Genomic DNA, 17,223 nt, shown 5'->3' with positions numbered 1-17,223 from the left:
ATGCGTTTAACAGTAATTTTTCTTGTGTTTGCCAATATCAGTTACTTTGCCTGGGGCTCATGGCAGGAGTCCAGGGTGGGTTACTGGCTGCCCGAGAGTGATAGTGCCTATACCGAAGCCACAGGTGAGCGGCTGATTCTGTTGACTGAGACGGAAGATTATCTTCAGTCTCTGCGAAATGAGACTGAAGTTCAGCCAGCGTTGGAAACCTCGCTGTATTCCGGTGATACCGTCCAGGAATGTCTGATCGTCGGGCCTTTGGCCAATGTGATCGAGGTGGATGAGTTGCAGCAGCGCCTGTTTGCCGTGGGTGTCAGCAGTAAAGAGCGTGCGGACGAAAGCAGTCAGCAGCAGGATTACTGGGTTCATATACCACCACTGGCCAGCAGGGATGCGGCAATACGGCTGTTAAGGGAACTTCAGGCCCAGAGAATCGACAGCTTTGTGATTACCCAGGGCGAACTGACCAATGGGATCTCGCTGGGACTTTTTTCCCGCAGTGAATATGCAAAAGCAGTAAGTCGTCGCTTAATGGATGCGGGCTATGAGGTTGCGATCAAGTCCCTGCCCAGAGTTCCTGAACAGTGGTGGCTTGAGATGGATGCCGCAGTAGAAGAACAGCTGAGTACGTCTTTCTGGGATGAGGCTACTGACCAGTTTCCTGAATTGAAAACCTTAAGAACGGCCTGCAAGAAAAATGATGCGCTGAAAAAAGTGATGTAAAAGCATTGCAACGGACCAAGAGTTTCTCTAGTATACGCCTCGCTGCTCAGGGAGACAGCTGGCCCGGACGACAAGCGGAGGTGACCGATTAACAAGGTGGCTGAAGAGAGAAAGTCGGGTTGACAAAGAAAACTTCCTGAATAAAATAGCGCAGCATCTGGTGGGGTTCCCGAGTGGCCAAAGGGATCAGACTGTAAATCTGACGCGAAAGCTTCGCTGGTTCGAATCCAGCCCCCACCACCAGATTTCACTTCCTTGTGTTAAGTAAATCGAAAAACTGATTCTTGATGCTTGGAGACTGCTGGCTTCTCTTGTATTCTTTGTTGGATATATAGAAGCCTCTGCATAAATAAAGTTTGTTTGTGCGGGTATAGTTCAATGGTAGAACCTCAGCCTTCCAAGCTGATGATGCGGGTTCGATTCCCGCTACCCGCTCCAGATTGCATCTTATTCGTTCTTTTTTGAGATTCATGCTCTTATAGCTCAGTCGGTAGAGCGCATCCTTGGTAAGGATGAGGTCACCGGTTCAATTCCGGTTAAGAGCTCCATATAAAACAAGGGTTTACAGTGATGTAAGCCCTTTTTTATGCGCTGTAATTCCCTCCATACTAACCTATGTGATTCACTCGCAAGTCAAATTTTACAAGTTGGCAGTTGCCAGAAAAAGCTTTACTGCCCACTGCCTCTTGCAGAAGCACTCCGGCTGAACTAGCTTGAGAAGTACAAAGATTTTGTACAAGGAATAAAGAGTGGAACAGGTCAATATCAGCGAACTGAGAGCTAACCTGCTTGATTACCTGAAAAAAGCCCAACAAGGCCAACCCTTTATCGTGACCTCTAATGGTCAAACACTGGCGACCATTTGCGCCCCCGATGCGTTAAAGAAGTATTCAAGAAAAACCCTGAAGGAAGTGGGTAAAAATGCCATTGCCAGCGATATTATCGACCCATTGGATGAACCCTGGGAAAACCGGCAATGATTTTATTGGATACCTGTGCCTTTATCTGGGATGCCCTGCAACACGACAAACTCAGCAAACAGGCAAAGCAAATCATCCAACAGGGTGATCGCAAAGGCCAGCTGATGATTTGCGATATCACCCTCTGGGAAGTAGCCATGCTGATAAAACGTAGACGGCTGCAATTGGAATTGAGCGCAGAGAGTTTTTGCCAATTGGCATTACAGGCAAGAGCAATCGACGCTATCCCTATTAACCCAATCATTGCAGAACTCTCCGTGAACCTGGACAGCAGCATTAATAATGATCCGGCGGACCGTTTGATTGCCGCCACCGCGATTCATCTCGGTGCAACACTTGTTACTGCAGATCGTAATTTGAGAGAGAGCCCGTTGGTGACAAGTGTTTGGTAATACCTACTGCCGTCAATAGTTTTAACCCGAATTGAGGAAAAACTATTTTTAATGGTCTAACCTCCTGATCTAAACGCATAGGGTGGTTTTTTATGGACTATATATCGTCAAATTTATCGCCTTTTATATCTTCATTGGCACCAGCGGTAAATTCATCCGTTAAAGCTTTTGCTGGCAGTCGATCCGTAGAAGTATTACAAGATCAAGTTAAAAGAATTTTCTTGGGGACGGGTTTAGGGCTAGCTCAAACACCCCTGGAGTTATTATTAGCAAGGCCTGTATTAATGGTGGAGAGCAAGTTAACAGGACGAACAGATTTTAACTCCTTTGAAGAAGGTTATTTAGAAAAATTGTCTACAAAGGACATATTCACAAAAGCCTTCACTGAAGAGGTATTATTCAGGGTTATTTGCCCACGACTTATAAAATTAAACCTACCTTTTGGCACAGGGTATATCCCGGAGATCATCAGTGCTTTTCTGTTTGGAATTGCGCATCTTTGCACTCCAAAACCATCTTTTACCCATATATTTATGGCCACTATAGGGGGTTTCAAATATAACAATATATATAAAAGCCATGGTTTATTATCAGCAACTATTGCCCATGCAGCTCACAATCTCAGTGTGATTAAACTACACTGTTATACAAAAAATAGAGATAGATTAGAACAAATGAAACCAACCTTGAATAGAAATAAAACAAGATTAAAACAAATGAGGGTAACATTAAACAATCGTAAGCATGCTGCAAAACAAACCAAAATCAATAGCAATTCAATTAAATCGGAAAACTGTCTAAAACTAAGAAGTGGCAGAGTAATCAAGCGATCCAACCTGGCAGGTATCAACTCCATGAAAACGGCAGCGTCGCATATTGGAAAATAATAAATCCTGCAATGAGATGATTTAGCTGCAATAAAATCAACAGTTTCATCGACAACCTGCTGTTGAGTGTCTTTATGCAACGAATTAATGAAAGCAACCGCAAGCGATGATGGTTGAGAAAAATTAAAAGAAAAGCGGATCAGCAGTCTTTATCTGCCCACTCGTAGATGCCGGTAATAAGCACAATGGTACCGCCGGAAACACCGGGCACTACATCGGTAGTGCCGATGGCGACGCTTTATAAGAAACAGAAGTAAAGGAGCGTTCACAAAAAATCTTAACGGGAAATCACGAGGTACACACCAAGATATGCCAACACCCCCACACCATTGGCCACAATATCACCCACACTGAAGCTGCGGTAACCGGTCATCTTCTGGCAGACCTCAATCAACACCCCAAAGGCCATCAATCCCAAGGGTTTCCACCAGGGCATGCCCACCGTGGGCCAGGCCAGATCCAGCATGGCAAACAACACCATAAAGGCAATGGCGTGTTTGACTTTGTCATTAACGGCGGCGGTCGGGTCGGCACAGTGGGGAATCACCGCCATAAACAATGCAAAAGCCAGCGCTCCGACAAAAGCAAAGCGATACAGCGCAGGCGGGAACACCTGAAATCCAGCAAGAATTTTAACCATTGAACAGGCTTCAAGATTATAAAAAAACACTGAATTATGAAGGATCAGGAATTGTTAATAAGTAGTTGGCCAAATGGAATCGTATATTTCTGGCTAAGTGGGCAGTTACTATGCAAGGCACAACGCAGGGAGCATAGCCGTAGCTATGTTACCGGAGTTGTAACGCCGCAGAGTGACTGTCCACTTAGTCAGAAAATAGGATTTCATTTGGTTAACTACTTACATCCGTAAATATTCTTCTGTGCAGTAGATAGTTATCAGTTTTTCAAAAAAGCTTTTTCTGCCCACTGCCCACTATCACTTAAAGAACCCCCACCACATCTTCATAAAGCTCCCGAAGCGTAACTGAAAACCCGATGGAATGAAGCAGCAAGGTATCGGTCTCCTGCTTCAGGCGGATGATCTCCCAGCCGCTCTCGGTACTCTGGTAGAGATCCACGGCCATCTTATCCTGATGGATCAATACGTACTCCTTCAACCCCTTGATGGCGGTGTAGGCTGCAAGCTTTTCCATCCGGTCTCTCGCCTCGGTGGTGGGGGATAGCACTTCGGCAATCAAGGTTGGCTGATCTTCAACATAGGCGTTCTGGTCAGAATCGTTACAGGCCACCATCACATCCGGATAATAAAAAACATCATTCCCTTTATAGCTGGCATTCACTTTCATATCACTGGAGTAAGCTCTGCAGGGACTGCCCCGCAGATGAGCACGCAGCAGGGAGGCAAACGCCAGGGTAAGCAGATTGTGCCTGCGGCTGGCACCGGCCATGGCGATGATCAGCCCGTTAACGTACTCATGCCGCTGGTCTGCCTGCTGTTCAAACGCCAGGTAGGCTTCCGGTGTCATAAATTGTAACTGCTCGGCCTGAGCCATTCGCTTCTTCCCGTTCTGTTTATGATCCTTACAGGATAATACACATCGGGGAGTAGTTGGCAGTTATCAGTTGGCAGTTTCAGAATAAGAAAGTGGACAAAAGCCCACAAAGATGCAAAGAAAATCACAGCCGCAGACCTGAAAACCAAAGCACGAATAGTTGGTAATTACCGACGACTTACTGCTCACGAAAAACATCAGGATGCCGAGCAATCATCGGAAAAGTGATTAAACTAGTCTTGTTAGCGCTGTAGATTTTAGCGCCATTGGAGCAAATAAAGATGGAGTCTTCTCAGTGGTGGAAGGAGATCTCAATAGCGAACGGATAAAAAATTACTTGCCTTGCGGATATTATTAAAATTAACAGAATCAGGAGAATCAAAATGTTCAACTCAGTCGGCTTACCCACAATACCAACTGTTCCTACACGTGCATCGATTGAAACAACAACCTGCAACCAGCAAGAATACCAGGATCGAGCTAAAAAGATAGTTACCGCATGTATTCGTGATCTGGCGTTTGAAATTTTAAAACCTGCAGGTCAGTCCAGCACTGCTTTGTCCGATTCAAGCCTGGCCGCGTCACTGGGTATGTTACTGGCAACCATGGATAACAACGATAAGGAAATGATCCTCGGCATACCTCAAGGAGAACTAACACCACAGCTTGATTCGGCGATCCATAATGAACTGGGGCGTTTCAGCAGAAAGCATCCTTTCGGAAATGACCAGATGCTTTCTATATTAAACTTCCTGGCATCCGCATATAATCCGGGCCACGAAAAGGGTTTTGTAGACAACCTCACTGAGCACTATAATGCAGAGCTGCTAACCTCTGATGGAAATAAAAACATAGCTGATGTGACGGATCAATACGTCGAACAAGTTACCGGGGGTGAAATTCCTGGATTGCTGGCAAATCATCCCCTTCGGGATTCGATTGACACCACCATAATCAATATCGTGTTACTCAAGGCAAAATGGGCTCATGCGTTTAATGCAAGTAACACTAAGTCTCGTCCATTCAGGTGTGCAGACGGGTCCACAATTAACGTCAAAATGATGAGTATAAAGGATCGGATAGGTTACTTTGCTGAGCGTAGCCGAAAATTTGAAGCCATTGCCAAACCATTCAAGCAAGGAGAGAATGAGCTTTACCTGGTGGCAGTAGCACCGCTTCAATATTCACCTGATGCCATTGGCAGTATTACTAAAGAGACCATTGATCATCTGATTGACAAATCAATTAACCGCACACCCAGAGAAGTTAAACTGACGCTCCCCGTAATGAAAATAAACAGTACGAACAGCGATCTGTTGGATCAGATTGGTTCTTTCCGGGGTATAAAAATAACTCCGGACAAATTAAAGAAATTAGGCGGACCGACACCTGACTCTCTCAGTACAAAACAAACAATTGTGGCCAAAATAGATGTGGAAGGTGCCCGTGTTTCAGTTGCTACTACAACAGCAATAACCACCAGGTCCGTAGGCTCCGAGAGCGATATTATTGAATTTGATTTTGATAGCCCCGGGCTGGTTTTTATTGTCGATAATCAAGGCAATCGTGTGCTTGGAGCAGCGGTTAAAAATGGTGATTTTCTGGTTGCTTCCGGCGAAGCAGAAATTTCTGATGGTGCTAGCTCGAACAGCTTTTCTCATAAAAAGAAAAGAAAGAAATTTACCGATTACTGCATTAGGTGTGGAGATGAATTTCATGGTATGTGCTTCAAAGGATTTGAAACATTGAAACCACAGTTGATGACACATTTTAAAGAACTGGCAGTGGCGAAAAATAAAAACCCAGTTAAAAAAAATTCTTCCCCATCCACGCAGTCTTTTGTAACTGCCCCAAACTTGGTTGGAAATATGACGGAGACATCTCCACAGCCTATTAAAACCAATAAAGAGCTTCCAGGAAATGACGTTTTACCACCAAATGTTGAGCAGTCACAGTCTTTTGACAAGCTGAGAAAAGAAGAAAAAGAGAGTCAATTACTAATGGCCTTACAAGAAAAACTCAACGATATTCCTATCAAAGAAGTCATATGGGGTGATGTCGGTATCGATATTATGGTTAACAACCTGGAAGAAGCAGAAAAAATTAAAGAAAAATTAATTGAATTTATTGGAAAAGAACATCAATATTGTGGAGGTGTTCATGACTTTTCCAATTCTGGTTACAAACCCAGAATCTATGTAGACGTAATGTTTAAGTCAAGAGACATCCTGGTAAATAAGCTATTCCCTGACTACCCAAAAAACCGGAATAGTTCAACCCGTTTGGCAATAACTGAATAGTCTTATGACACGGATGTTGCCTATACCGGTCGATCACTTATATGAGTTAGTGGAGAGATTCAATGTATGATTCTTGTTTATCTACAATCTTAACCCCAGCTAAAGAACAGTACATAGTTTCAGATGATAGGGGAGAAAAATATATTTTAAAGTATAAAGAGGTTAGTTCAGGGTTTGATGGTTCCAGGCAATCAATTTGGTCTAAGTGCTCTTTTCCTGGTGGTCATTTGATTACTGAGTTTGGAGATAATTCTGAATTTTCTTTACATTATTTAAAGTTCACTGGAACACCTGTTGGAGAAAGGAATAGCGTTACACTTTCCATAATAAAAAATTATGTTTAACGATGTACTTATTTGAAAATTGTTTCGATTGCTACCGTGGTTATTTTATTCATGATGCAAGATGAGGCCGAGTAACAAATCAAGCCGTCCTTTGCGCCATCAAAAAAACCTTTTGTAATATATGAAGTATCACAATCAGGGGATAGATATACGGTTATACCTGCACCAGGCAGTGACATTATACCAGGTACTATGAATACAACCCTCTTATCAAGAGTTCTAAACCATTGCTCCTCATTTGTAAGGAGACCTATAGATGTTTTCATTTTTTTACCATCCATGCAGGGAAATACAGAACTGGTAATCTTTGGACAACTGAATGTCACTGTAGTTCCGATATAAAAAATTCACTTAAATTGAAGCGTTACTACTTAAATACTCTTTGTGACATCCTCGCCCTACCGGACGAAGGTTCCTGATCGCTCAAGAATGTTTATAATTCCTTGCGATACCCTCCATCGATTTGACTGACGGACTCCTGTGCTGACCGTTCATCCGGAGTTTTTCAATATACTGCTGCTGATCCGAAACAAACTGATCATCACCCAGGTAGATCTGCTGTCTGAGATTGACCCAGATATTGATACCTGCCCCTACCAGCACAAAAGTAACAAACCGTTCACAGGCTCGCTCCCGATCTTGTGAAAACTGCAGCAGCATGGCATCGGTGGCGTGTACTCAATTCTCAATGACCTGCTCACTTTTTATGCCCCCAGCTTATAATCAAGGAGCTATAAAAGCAGAACAGGATTAGAGGGCGTCAAGAATCAAGACCCTGGTCTTTGCTTTTCAAACCAAAAAGGACACCAAGAGCACGAGAGAAAGAAAAGTTTTCTCTGTGCTCCGGGTGCCCTTTGTGAATCAAAATCAGTGGCGAATCAGACTCAGTAATTCAGACGTTTTTTCTTCCATCAGCGCCACATCCCCCCGGCTTTCCACATTCAGTCGGATCACCGGCTCGGTATTGGAAAGCCGCAGGTTAAAACCGCCACTGCCCCATATCCAGTGAGATACCATCGGTATGGTCTACAGCCACCGAGTCCTTTTCATAGATAGTTCTCGTCCAAAAACACAACCAATTGAAAACTTTAAAATTTATCTTGAAAAATAATTGAAGCACCTCTGCTTTTTTACAGCTAGCCTTCCCAAGGCCAGTAAACATCAGGGAATGCTAAAAACAGAGGGCTTCAAATGCGCAAAAAACGCAACCCGCAGTGTAGTATGGAACTTCATTACGTTCCTCATGAAATCTCTACTCAGCTTTCCGGAATATCTCAGTGGCTTGATGCTCATCCGCAGTTCAATGACCGGGTTTATGAAGACTTGAATTCTGGTGACAAACAAAACACTGGTAGAAATGGGCTGTCAGCAGAATCTGTTCTACGTGCCGCATTGTTAAAAGCCTATCTGGACTGCGATTACGACTACCTGTCATTTGTTCTTATGGACTCATTAGTCTTCCGTGATTTTTGTCGCCTGGAACCGAACCAGCGACCAAGTCGATCCAGTCTGCATGGATTGATTAGCCTCCTGACTGCCAGCACCTGGGAACGAATCAACGTCAGCCAGCTACAATCCGCTAAGGAACAGGGCATCGAGAAGGGGCGAACCATAGCTATTGACAGCACGGTCACCGAATCGGATATCAAGCCACCATGCGACAGTGACCTTCTTGCCAGCTCAGTTAAGGAAATATGTCGTTTGCTTAAACGAGGGCAGCTGCTGACAATCTCAACACTTTATGAATAAGTAGTTGGCCAAATGGAATCGTATATTTCTGGCTAAGTGGGCAGTTACTATGCAAGGCACAACGTAGGGAGCATAGCCGTAGCTATGTGACCGTAGTTGTAACGCCGCAGAGTGACTGCCCACTTAGTCAGAAAATACGATTTCATTTGGTTAACTACTTATACCCACCACAATCGGGCTATCAAAGCCGCAGCAAGGCAATGCATTTACGCGGGTAAAAAAGATGAAAGGCTGGAGTGTTATAAGAAGCTTCTGAAGTTGACTCATAAATCCAGAAAAGTATTAATAGAAGCCAAATTCAAGGTTGAAAATGCTCGCCAACAGGGTGAATGTGTCCATGAAGGTGATACTAAAAAATGGCAGGAGGACGTGGAACGGCTGCTACCACTTGTGGATGCTGTGATCTCCCAGACAGAACGCAGGGTCTTCAAAGGAGAAAAGGTTCCGGCTCAGGAGAAAGTGGTGAGCCTGTACGAACCCCATACGGATATCATCGTAAAGGACAGGCGTCAGGTGCAGTACGGTCATAAACTGAATCTGGTTCAGGGTAAAAGTCGTTTGATTCTCGACCTGGTAATCGAGGAAGGTAACCCCGCCGATTCTGAGCGGTTTGTTCCGATGATGGAGCGACAAAAAGCCATTTATGGTCGCGCGCCCAGGCAATCAAGCAGTGACGGTGGTTACGCCAGTCGTGCCAATCTTGAAGATGGCAAAGAGATGGACATCAGTGATGTTGCCTTTCATAAAAAGCGCGGGCTGGAAGTCGAAGAGATGGCCAAAAGTCAGTATGTGTATAAAACGCTATTTCGCTTTCGGGCGAGTATTGAAGCGGGCATCTCATGGTTGAAAAGGTGTTTTGGCTTATCCCGCTGCCAATGCAAAGGCTCCGAACGGTTTGATCCCCACTGCTGGTCATCGGTTGTCTGCTACAACCTTGTGATTCTGGCAAGACATCCGGCGCCATCCTGAAAGCAGCAGCTTAACGTTGTATGGAAAACAGTTTTTCCTGTGCGATGGGAGTTCGTCTGTCGTGTCAATTTTCAGATTTGGATGTCCAGTAAGCATGATCCGGAAGTCACACGGCTGTGTTTATATTAAAGGCCTGTCTTTCAGTCTGTAAGTGTTACGCTTGTACAACCAGCCTAAGCTGGCTGATGCGTTTTTGGACGAGAACTAGCTAGTTCTCGTCCAAAAACTCTACAACCCAGGCACGGCAGGGTTTGGAGGGCAAAAATCAAGTTTTGTTTTGACGCCTTTTTCGACCAGTTTTCGGGGGCTACAGCGGAGTTGATGTGATTTTCCTGTAAATTCAGAGCACGTCAAATCCCTGTAGGCTATGTGGCCCAAGGGCCAGAGTTTTTGGATGAGAACTAGCTACGGGCGGGTTCATGCTCGGGCAATACAAGGTGCACAGGGGGGGCAGGTTTTTCTTCAGTGCTCACCATGGGGTTGCAGTCTCCAGTTACCATACCCGCCAGCTCAATTTCCACCGGTTCAAGATCGCTACAGGTGGATTCATGCTTGGTCAATACATGGTACACAGGGGAGGCAGGGCGTTGTTGGTCAGGTTCTTCTTCAGTGCTCACCATAGGGTTGCTGTCTGCAGTTATCATACCGGCCTGCTCGATTTCCACCGATTCGCCAGAACTACAGCGATAGGCGGATGCAAACCCGATCAGTTCCTGGTACAAAGGGCTGTCAGGGCGTTGTTGGCCAGGGTCAGGTTCTTGTTCAGTGTTCTCCGTAGAATTGCTGCCCCCTGTTGCCGTATTCCCCTGTATGTCTAACAATGGTTGGTAATGTCTCTGAGGGGGAGTGGGCAGCGGTCTGTCTGACAGCTGGTAATGGCTCTGAGGAAGAGTAGACAGCGGTATGCCACTCCGGGGTCGGCCTTCGGGGTGCATCGGCATGGGTTCCTCACGGTTCCGGCCAGCCTGAGCCGATAATCTTTGACGATAATGGCGGTAGGCGCATAACCCGGTCCCGGCCAGCACAAAAAGTACCACGCCCAGAGAGACGCCCAAGGCGATATAGGCTATGACGGTAGTATTTAGAGATCCCGCTAACGGTGTTTGTCTGGCAAATCTGGAAGGATCCGAGGTGGAAAAGGCCATTGATGGTACTTTAGTGTAATCGTTTGGGGCCGTTGACATTGTGGCAGAACCTTGGCTGGAAGAGTTCATGCCTGATGTGGCCCCGGTTGTTGGGAGCGTTGTTGTGACAGAAGCTGGGCTGGAATAGCTCATAGCCTTAGTGCTACCTTTGGGTCCCGTCTCCAGGATTGCGGGCGGTAGAAGGGCATTGGCACCGTATAATGTATCAATACCATCATAATCAAGCTGGCACTTTGATGTTACCAGGCGGCGGTCAATTTTTTTACAGTGATCACGATTCCGCCAAGAACGACATTGATCTGTATTGTCTTGTAGCTTTGCACCATTGATACGGACATTGCAAATAATAACTGGTTTATCCCCTCCTACCTTGATAATATCAGAGGGTTGTTTATTAGTTTTACTTGTAACGTTGGTGTCAATCGCCCTAGTCCTGTAGACATTGTCCTTTCCAAGGCTGCTGCGTCCTGCGCCAATACCGGCATCTGCATCAGGTCTTTCTGTGCGAACCTTACAGTTTACTGCGATCGTGTCACTAACAGTTCCTGTTCTTTGTCCTGTACTATGATGATTTCCCACCCCAATACCGGCAAATGCTTCGGAACCGCTGGTTTTCACCGTGCAGCCTACTGCCGTCGTGTCGGTAATATTTCCTGTTTCTTTATTCAATCCCACCCCAATACCGGCGCTTGCCTCTTTTTTGCGGGTTGTTACCTCGCAGTCCACCGCTCTCGTGTGGCTAACAGTACCGTCTTTCGATACTCCCGCCCCAATACCGGCATTTGCTTTGAGTCTGGAGGTTGTCAGCGTGCAGTTCACCGCAGTCGTGTCGATAACAGTTCCTTCATGCTGATATCCCGCCCCAATGCCTGCATCTGCTTTTCTTCCCTCTGTTTTAACATGACAGTTCACCGCAGTTGTGTTGAAAACGGTTCCTCCAAACGAAAAACCCGCACCAACACCAGCAGTATTATGTATTTCCTTTGTTTCAACACGACAGTTTACCGCAACCGTGTTAGCAACAGTTCCATTACGCAGAACTCCCACACCAATACCGGCACCGGCCTTGGCAAATTCGGTATCGGGCTTGGTAAATGCATTGCGACCGGAGGTTATCACATTGCAATTCACCGCAGCCGTGTTGGTCAGTTTTCCTCCGTTGACTTCGCCCACGGCAATAGCTGCGGGTGCACCTTTTGTTGTGTGGATCTCAGCACGCGCAACCTGAATATTACTGACTATGGCGTCGCCTGATATTTTACAAGCCGCTACCCCGGTAGACGCTGATGACGTTATATTGGCATCACTAAGGGTCAGGTTATCGATATGGCCGCCCTTAAGGTTTTCTACCAGGCAGCGGGAGAGATTGCCAATGGTATGACCCTGACCGTTCAGCTCGCCGGTAAACGGAACGCTTTCATTACCAATGGATCGGTTTAACTGCCTACCATCAATATCCCTGGTCAGCCGATACTTTCTGCGGCATGATTCCGTATCATCGCAGATATTGCCAAGGTTTCCTGCATCCGCCACATCAACCCAGTCGTCGGTGCCAGGGTTGGATACTGATGATGCGCCGACAGCGGAAAATCCGGCCAGGGCCCCCAGTGCCAGGGACGTCTTTGGCAACTGGCCAAACCGTTGCGTGTTGGCAACGGATTTAGTTATTTTTTGTCGTGTATTTTGTGGGGCTTTGCTGGTTTTTTCTTTATCTTTATCTTTATCTTTGGCGTTTTCCGGGGCCCCGTCCTGCCTATTTTCCCTGTGCGTGCCAGGCTCGGCACGGGCAGTGAATGCATTAAACTGATCCCAGGCACATTGGCCCGCAGTGAAGAGGCTGGGAAGATTGCCCAGCAGACTACTGATTCCCGGGGACATGCCGCCACAGGCTGATACCACACGTCCTGCCAGTGCGGTGATCTGCAGGAAATTACCCAGGCTATCAATGCCCTGAGGATCACTGCCTGCTGCACCGGGCACTGGCGGCCGGGAATTTGTCGGATCAAAGTTGGGGTTCAGCGACCGGACAAACGCACTAACCCCGACACCCAACCTTCCCCACCGGCCCTCCAGTTCTGTGGCCGGGGTTGTTACAGGTTGCGGATCGGCGGCAGTGCCTGTCGTGGGTGCGCTTGGTTCTTGTATCAAAATCAATGCCTTATAACAAAGTTGTTTATGTTGATATCAATCGACTGTCTTATATAGCAAACGACCATAACCATAAGTAAACAGGTTAGAAAAATTAAACTATTTCTGCCGTATAACTGGTGTCGCTGTTTGCAGGTTGATAGGGAGAAAATATAGTGGCCAGTTTTTTGGCAGTGGTAAGAATAGTTTGAATTAGATGCGCCTTTTTTTACTATAAGAATGCAGTTTCTCTGGCTGTTGGCATTTACAGGATTCACTTTAATAACCGGCCAGTGAATATTCTCAGGGTAGCCGACAAACACGACGATCGCCGTAATAACTGGATTAAAGAGCTTGATCAGCGCAGGGGCAAGAATATATCAGCAGTGTCTGTTGCCAATAAAAACGCTCGCATTGCCTACCCCAAAGGCCGGATATATGGAAGCATTACTCTTTAAAAGCCATTGTGAAAACTTTTCCTTGCATCGCGGGGCGGATCATATATGACCCCCAGCTTCCTTCGACAAAGGTTGTCACCAAAGGAGCGCTTATCTCCATTTCCACTTTACGTCGATCAAAATCCACATACTTCTGGCCGCCGTTAAAGGTAAAAGTCTCTATGGAATAACAAGACAGAAACATTCTGATCCTTGGGAGGCTCGGTCAGGATCGAATGGCTACCAAGATAAATAACGTGCGTTCGATGCTCAGAAAGCCATAGGCAAACCTTCTGTCAGTGCTGTTACATCAATATGAGGCTTTCTGGGCTGCTGGGTATAAGCGATTAGTCCAGCTATCAGATTCACCGCAAAATTGAAGGGTGAGCGGTGCCGAGTATGCTCTATCTGTGAAATATTCTTCAACAGGTCGTTAACACTCTCAATCACAGCCCGTTTTCGCAACATCGCTTTATCAAAGGCTCTCAGCTCTTTTGGCTTCATATTTTCCGAACCTTCGTTATCCAGTGCTTGAATTGAGTCCAAGCGCTCAACGATCCTGCCATTTTCAAGCCGCCAAGTATCAACAATATTCATTCCTTTTTTATCATTACCCCTGTCTTCTTTCTTCAAAGTTCAAAGTAGCATGTGAGTGAAAAATCACGTAATTACCATCAACATAAATATGCTTTACCTCATAGGTGTAATCGGGATAGTCCTCAACAAACTCTTTTAAAAAGCCAACCAGACCAGTGACTTTATCGGGTAAATTACGATTGTGTTGAACGTACGAGCTATCGTTATACATTCTCGAGAATGTAATCAAAATGATGCTAAAGTTAATGTCTCAAGCTGCTAATGTTCAAAATGCAATAAACAAGATGGGACTTATTAATGGATGTCAAAATACACGGACTTGCTGCATTTTCGTACACATGGAACAAGGAGCGTGATGACCAGGGTTCAATGGCAATAGCCTTTGCAAGAGCTGTGATGACGATATCGATTGGAATAAAAATAAATGGGAATGATGTTCGTGCAATGTTGCAGGATCATCCAACAAGCAATTTTGTCAGACTCGTCAGCAAAAGACCCGCTTTATCAAACTTGCTCTATACCGACGACAGTGTTCAGCAACAGCTCCCTACCTTGTCCACCGCACAGGGTAGGGAGCTGAATCCTTTAGACATAAATACAACTGAATTGACCTGTTTTACAGATATTTCAGGGGAGCCAACGACTTCCGCCACTGACGCAGAAAAAGCTTACCCGGATGAAAATGGTGCTGAGTTAGATGATAAAGGTCCGGTTTTCGATTCCGAAAAGCATAACAGTCCAGCAAAAAAATAATAAACTGGTATCGCTGCCATTCCCAACTCCGAGGAGTGCACCGCTTTGTATGCTTGTCTCCCTCCCGGTCAAGGCACCGGCAATAACGTAGGGGGCAAAAGAGAAAATCGGCAAATCCAATACAAATACAGGGAACCTGGTTGCAGAAAACAGGTCAAACAGACACGTTGACATTGAACTCAGGTATTTTAATATGAACACATTATCAGGAACACTGAATCGTGATACACCAATGCCTGAATTTGAGCGTGTCTATCCGTATCCACCGGCTCTGATTCCGGATCCTTCCAAGCAAAAAAAGTTTGCCTGTTTATATTCAGAGCCAAGGCCACATATTCTTTCCGATCCTTATCAGCTGCCATGCGGACACATCATTTGTAAGCCATGCATAGAAAGAAATATTAAAGACAGAGAGATAACCTGCCCCCTGGCTGAATGTAACAGCTGCATAAATATAAAAGATATTTTTGTCGATGCAGCTTATGCGAGAGAGATCAATGGTCTTATTGTCGAGTGCCTGGAACCAAAATGCAGCTGGAAAGGGGAGTTTCAAAATTATCAGCAAGTTCATGTCTATAACTGTAGTGGATCACCACAGTATATGATAGAAGAAATAAAATACTTAAAAGAGCGATATGAACACAACATAAAAATACAGCCTGAAAGTAACGCTGATTCAGACGCCTTAAAGGAAGAACTGGAGAATACGATTCAGGAAAATAAGAGGCTGACAGAGCAAGTCCAGTCACAAAAGCAGAAAATTAAATTACTTGATGAGGCATTGGAAGCAGCTAAATCTGAGAATTGCTCATTGTCAACCGTCATAAGCACAATTGTTAATGATCAACAATTGTCCGTGTGTTCCGGATATAACAGCTACACGCCCAACACCGAAACGAAAGCCGAAACCCCGAAGGTCAAAATGGATAATGTTTCAAAGGTGGTTCCACCGGTAACTGTCGCTCAACCATCTGCATCTGCAGGAGTAGGGAATATTATCTATTCATGGCAATTTGACCATGCTGAAAACTTAAATAAAACGGGTGGGATAATACAGAAGAGTGAGCCATTCCAAATCAACAACCATACCTTTCAGTTGTTATTAGTAAAACAAAGTCATGAATACCTGTCTTTGTACGTTCGTGTGATCAACGGAGACAATGATGGCAAAGCCGAATGGCCCTGCAGCGAATCCATGAAATTTATTATGAAAGATCACAGCAAACATAAGAAAGACATTATAAGGACGATTCATCTATCAAGAGCTCCGGGTGAGTGCCGAAGATCCCCGGGTAAGACCCCACATCCTCTCGTAGGCTTTAAAGAATTTTGCAGACTGTCCAGTTTACAACCCCCGAAGTGGGATTATCAATCCTGCTATTTGGATTCCAATAGCGAAACAACGATAGATGTGCTGTCAGCCGCTCAGATTAAACCCAATTTTTTAAATTCACCATACGACGTGATCGAAGGTAGCGGCCTGATCAGCTGGCCCATCCGAAATTACTCACAAAAAGTTGACAGTAACCGATACAGTGATCATCTATTAGAGAGCCCTATTTTCTATACCTCAGATGAAGGATACTGCTTCAAACTCATCCTGAATATAGAAGGTACCGACCGAGCAAATAAAACCAGGGCGGTAATTTGTGCACAGGTTATGCCAGGCAAGCATGACGAAAAACTGACCTGGCCGGTATCCGGAGGAATAAAAGTTTCACTACTGGATAGAAGACATACCATCGAAGACCATCAAAAAAAGGACATATCAACTGTTATACCAGTGAACTCGAAAAATAGAGTGGTACAAGTTCAATCTTGTTATGACGAACATAAAGCACGAACGGTAACTGTAGATTTCTTTACTTTAATGATGCTTAAATCGAATCAAAAGGATCTTGGCAAACCTATTTATAAATTTAATGATGAGATTGTCATAAGGGCCGAGTATATTCCGTTTGGAATTGAATAGTCGAATGGTCAAATGCCAGAGCGTCTTTGAAAACTATATCTCCATTGCACAGTGTATGGAGATTTTCTGAGCGAACCTTATCGGATAAATACAGGGGGAATAGGATACAGCAACAGATCCACTTCTCTGCATATGCCAACCATACAACGTATAAACAGAGACTCTTACGGTAGACATTAAGAGGCTGTTTTAAAAATTATTGATCATCCTGAATTCAGGCATTAACTCAGAATAACTCCGTTGTCATTCTGTACATGGATTGTTCAGGATCCATCTCACATGGATGTCAACGCGCTGGCAGCTATTCCCGACGATTACACGACAATATCCATAG

At 45.1% G+C, this 17,223-nt stretch carries 17 protein-coding genes, 3 tRNA genes and 2 pseudogenes; 14 read left to right on the top strand and 8 right to left on the bottom strand.

What is annotated here, in order from left to right; genetic code table 11:
- The 7 genes from CX664_RS03625 (at position 1) to CX664_RS03595 (ending at position 2,982) form a co-directional block, all read left to right on the top strand.
- Positions 1-723: an SPOR domain-containing protein gene (locus tag CX664_RS03625; protein ID WP_163371919.1), complete on the top strand. Its 723-nt coding sequence runs from the start codon at positions 1-3 to the stop codon at positions 721-723.
- A 159-nt stretch (positions 724-882) separates the two neighbouring features.
- A tRNA-Tyr gene (locus CX664_RS03620) sits at positions 883-966 on the top strand.
- 121 nt (positions 967-1,087) lie between these two features.
- Positions 1,088-1,161, top strand: a tRNA-Gly gene (locus tag CX664_RS03615).
- 34 nt (positions 1,162-1,195) lie between these two features.
- A tRNA-Thr gene (locus CX664_RS03610) sits at positions 1,196-1,271 on the top strand.
- A 201-nt stretch (positions 1,272-1,472) separates the two neighbouring features.
- On the top strand, positions 1,473-1,703 hold the full coding sequence (locus CX664_RS03605; protein ID WP_101745412.1) for a type II toxin-antitoxin system Phd/YefM family antitoxin: 231 nt from the start codon (positions 1,473-1,475) through the stop codon (positions 1,701-1,703).
- Positions 1,700-2,095 carry a type II toxin-antitoxin system VapC family toxin gene (locus CX664_RS03600; protein WP_101745411.1) on the top strand — a complete coding sequence of 132 codons (396 nt, stop codon included), beginning with the start codon at positions 1,700-1,702 and terminating at the stop codon, positions 2,093-2,095. The genes CX664_RS03605 and CX664_RS03600 overlap by 4 nt, the downstream gene beginning before the upstream one ends.
- Before the next feature lie 92 nt (positions 2,096-2,187).
- Entirely contained in the window at positions 2,188-2,982 is a 795-nt protein-coding gene (locus CX664_RS03595; protein ID WP_101745410.1) for a CPBP family intramembrane glutamic endopeptidase, read from the top strand.
- Between the two features lie 139 nt (positions 2,983-3,121).
- Here the strand turns inward: CX664_RS03595 and CX664_RS03590 are convergent, their stop codons facing one another.
- From CX664_RS03590 to CX664_RS03580, 3 genes are all read right to left on the bottom strand, one after another.
- Complete coding sequence (locus tag CX664_RS03590) at positions 3,122-3,211, bottom strand: undecaprenyl phosphate translocase family protein (protein ID WP_276328467.1); 90 nt, start codon at positions 3,209-3,211, stop codon at positions 3,122-3,124.
- A gap of 48 nt (positions 3,212-3,259) precedes the next feature.
- Positions 3,260-3,622, bottom strand: a complete 363-nt coding sequence (locus CX664_RS03585; RefSeq protein ID WP_101745409.1) for a VanZ family protein — start codon at positions 3,620-3,622, stop codon at positions 3,260-3,262.
- 301 nt (positions 3,623-3,923) lie between these two features.
- The gene (locus CX664_RS03580) at positions 3,924-4,496 is read right to left on the bottom strand and encodes a Uma2 family endonuclease (protein WP_206679229.1); all 573 of its coding nucleotides are present in this window, start codon (positions 4,494-4,496) and stop codon (positions 3,924-3,926) included.
- A 383-nt stretch (positions 4,497-4,879) separates the two neighbouring features.
- Between CX664_RS03580 and CX664_RS03575 the strand changes: the two genes are divergently transcribed.
- Both CX664_RS03575 and CX664_RS25525 read left to right on the top strand, forming a co-directional pair.
- Positions 4,880-6,796 carry a serpin family protein gene (locus CX664_RS03575; protein ID WP_101745408.1) on the top strand — a complete coding sequence of 639 codons (1,917 nt, stop codon included), beginning with the start codon at positions 4,880-4,882 and terminating at the stop codon, positions 6,794-6,796.
- 62 nt (positions 6,797-6,858) lie between these two features.
- Positions 6,859-7,140: a hypothetical protein gene (locus CX664_RS25525; protein ID WP_145999795.1), complete on the top strand. Its 282-nt coding sequence runs from the start codon at positions 6,859-6,861 to the stop codon at positions 7,138-7,140.
- 8 nt (positions 7,141-7,148) lie between these two features.
- On the opposite strand, the gene CX664_RS03570 is transcribed toward CX664_RS25525, so the two are convergent.
- The 3 genes from CX664_RS03570 to CX664_RS27345 form a co-directional block, all read right to left on the bottom strand.
- Positions 7,149-7,421: a hypothetical protein gene (locus CX664_RS03570; RefSeq protein ID WP_101745407.1), complete on the bottom strand. Its 273-nt coding sequence runs from the start codon at positions 7,419-7,421 to the stop codon at positions 7,149-7,151.
- 142 nt (positions 7,422-7,563) lie between these two features.
- Positions 7,564-7,800, bottom strand: a complete 237-nt coding sequence (locus tag CX664_RS03565; RefSeq protein ID WP_101745406.1) for a hypothetical protein — start codon at positions 7,798-7,800, stop codon at positions 7,564-7,566.
- Positions 7,801-8,007: 207 nt separating this feature from the next.
- Positions 8,008-8,157, bottom strand: coding sequence for a hypothetical protein (locus CX664_RS27345; RefSeq protein ID WP_338063465.1), 150 nt, complete (start codon positions 8,155-8,157; stop codon positions 8,008-8,010).
- 174 nt (positions 8,158-8,331) lie between these two features.
- Between CX664_RS27345 and CX664_RS03555 the strand changes: the two genes are divergently transcribed.
- The gene (locus CX664_RS03555) at positions 8,332-8,889 is read left to right on the top strand and encodes a hypothetical protein (protein ID WP_101745405.1); all 558 of its coding nucleotides are present in this window, start codon (positions 8,332-8,334) and stop codon (positions 8,887-8,889) included.
- Between the two features lie 357 nt (positions 8,890-9,246).
- Positions 9,247-9,858 (top strand): annotated as a pseudogene (locus CX664_RS03550) (transposase); the annotation flags it as partial.
- A 401-nt stretch (positions 9,859-10,259) separates the two neighbouring features.
- Here CX664_RS03550 and CX664_RS03545 read toward each other — a convergent pair.
- Positions 10,260-13,151 carry a ZmpA/ZmpB/ZmpC family metallo-endopeptidase-related protein gene (locus CX664_RS03545; RefSeq protein ID WP_101745403.1) on the bottom strand — a complete coding sequence of 964 codons (2,892 nt, stop codon included), beginning with the start codon at positions 13,149-13,151 and terminating at the stop codon, positions 10,260-10,262.
- Between the two features lie 272 nt (positions 13,152-13,423).
- Between CX664_RS03545 and CX664_RS26155 the strand changes: the two genes are divergently transcribed.
- Positions 13,424-13,588: a hypothetical protein gene (locus tag CX664_RS26155; protein WP_180966363.1), complete on the top strand. Its 165-nt coding sequence runs from the start codon at positions 13,424-13,426 to the stop codon at positions 13,586-13,588.
- Between the two features lie 249 nt (positions 13,589-13,837).
- On the opposite strand, the pseudogene CX664_RS26930 reads toward CX664_RS26155, so the two are convergent.
- Positions 13,838-14,077 (bottom strand): annotated as a pseudogene (locus CX664_RS26930) (transposase); the annotation flags it as partial.
- A 384-nt stretch (positions 14,078-14,461) separates the two neighbouring features.
- Here CX664_RS26930 and CX664_RS03530 point away from each other — a divergent pair.
- Positions 14,462-14,917, top strand: a complete 456-nt coding sequence (locus CX664_RS03530) for a hypothetical protein (protein WP_101745401.1) — start codon at positions 14,462-14,464, stop codon at positions 14,915-14,917.
- A 193-nt stretch (positions 14,918-15,110) separates the two neighbouring features.
- Positions 15,111-16,889 carry a hypothetical protein gene (locus CX664_RS03525; RefSeq protein WP_101745400.1) on the top strand — a complete coding sequence of 593 codons (1,779 nt, stop codon included), beginning with the start codon at positions 15,111-15,113 and terminating at the stop codon, positions 16,887-16,889.
- Positions 16,890-17,223 lie beyond the last annotated feature (334 nt).

It is taken from the genome of Endozoicomonas acroporae (assembly GCF_002864045.1).
Taxonomy (GTDB): Bacteria; Pseudomonadota; Gammaproteobacteria; order Pseudomonadales; family Endozoicomonadaceae; genus Endozoicomonas; species Endozoicomonas acroporae.
This window is presented reverse-complemented; position numbering and strand designations above follow the sequence as displayed.